Consider the following 1488-nt stretch of genomic DNA (forward strand, 5'->3'; position numbering starts at 1 on the left):
TAGACCCAATGACCGTCATTCGCCTCGCGCTTCGAGGCAGGTGGGGCGTAAGCTCAGCTTGTCAGGAAGGAGAAGGACAATGTCGATCAGCAAGTTTGTCGGTCTCGATGTCCATAAAGAGACGATTGCAGTTGCGCTCGCCGATGACGGTCGGACTGGAGAAATCCGGTTCTACGGGACCATACCCAACACGCAGGATGCGATCCGGCGTCTGGTGGCCCGACTGAGCAGCCCGGATGTCGCGCTGCATTTCTGTTATGAAGCAGGCGGCTGTGGCTACGGAATTCATCGTCAGTTAGTCGATCTGGGGGCGGAATGTAGCGTGATTGCGCCATCGGTCATGCCGCGCAAACCTGCGGACCGGATAAAGACCGACCGACGTGACGCGATGACGCTCGCCCGATTGCTACGGTCTGGTGAATTGACGGCGATCTGGGTCCCGGACGAGGCACACGAGGCTATCCGTGATCTGATTCGTGGGCGACGCCAGGCGAAACACGATTTGGTTGCTGGCCGGCAGATGTTGTTGAGCTTCCTTCTGCGCCATGGGCGCAAGTTCGCCGGTCGATCCAATTGGACCAAGGCGCACTGGCGCTGGCTCGGTGAGCAGGCGTTTGATGCACCTCACCAGCAATTCGTATTCGGCGAGAGCATCCGCCGGATCGAGGAAGCACAGCAGCGCTGCGACCGACTGGATGCAATGCTGGTGGAGGCATTGCCCTATTGGTCGCTGGCGCCGTTGGTTCAGGCTCTGCAGGCCTTGCGGGGTGTCGGCTTGATTGTCGCCGCCACCTTAGTTGCAGAAATAGGCGACCTTGGTCGGTTCGATACCCCAAAACAGCTCATGGGTTGGCTGGGGCTGGTCCCGTCTGAAGCGTCGAGTGGTGCCCGGACGCGCCGAGGCGCAATAACGAAGACCGGCAACCGCGAAGCGCGAGCAATGTTGGTGGAGGCGGCCTGGTCCTATCGACTGCCAGCGCGGGAAGAACGCCGCTATCGAGCCCGGGTCGAGGGACTGCCGGATGAAGTCAAAGCCATCGCCTGGAAAGCACAAGTCCGACTGTGCCAGCGCTACCGGATGTTGGCTGCGTCCGGGAAGCCCTTGCCGAAGGTCATCACGGCGATCGCTCGCGAATTGGTGGGATTTGTCTGGGACATCGGGCGACGTATGCAGCCCGCATGACGACGGCATCTCAAGTTATTGGACCTGATGGGCGTGCCGCGAAGACCAGGCAAGATGGGTAACCCTCGGCGTACGTTGGGGCAGGTTTCGACCGATGCCCGTGCTTAGAGAGAGGAAGGCCCACGACGGAAATGGGAAATGCGGTAGTCAATCCGCGGATGAGAGCATGATCAATCGTCGTCGATCGGCTCGCGGCACACCCATCAGGTGCATCATCAGTTTCAATTACACCGGACCTCAGTTTTGGTGTAGGTTCTGTGCGGCTCCGCTTCCAAAATGACGGTCATGAGAGCGTAGTATTGAGA

1 protein-coding gene is annotated in these 1488 nt (G+C 59.6%); it reads left to right on the forward strand.

All coding sequences use genetic code 11. The features are described from left to right. Positions 1-79 precede the first annotated feature (79 nt). A complete protein-coding gene (locus tag CA234_RS24035; RefSeq protein ID WP_126002938.1) occupies positions 80-1183 on the forward strand; it encodes an IS110 family transposase in 1104 nt (367 codons plus the stop codon). The last annotated feature ends 305 nt before the right edge of the window (positions 1184-1488 follow it).

The organism is Sphingomonas sp. ABOLE (assembly GCF_003950455.1).
Classification (GTDB): domain Bacteria; phylum Pseudomonadota; class Alphaproteobacteria; order Sphingomonadales; family Sphingomonadaceae; genus Sphingomonas; species Sphingomonas trueperi.

Bases quoted from the DNA above. Each gene is read 5' to 3' on its own strand.
- CA234_RS24035 (WP_126002938.1), top strand. From the start codon at position 80: ATGTCGATCAGCAAGTTTGTCGGTCTCGATGTCCATAAAGAGACGATT.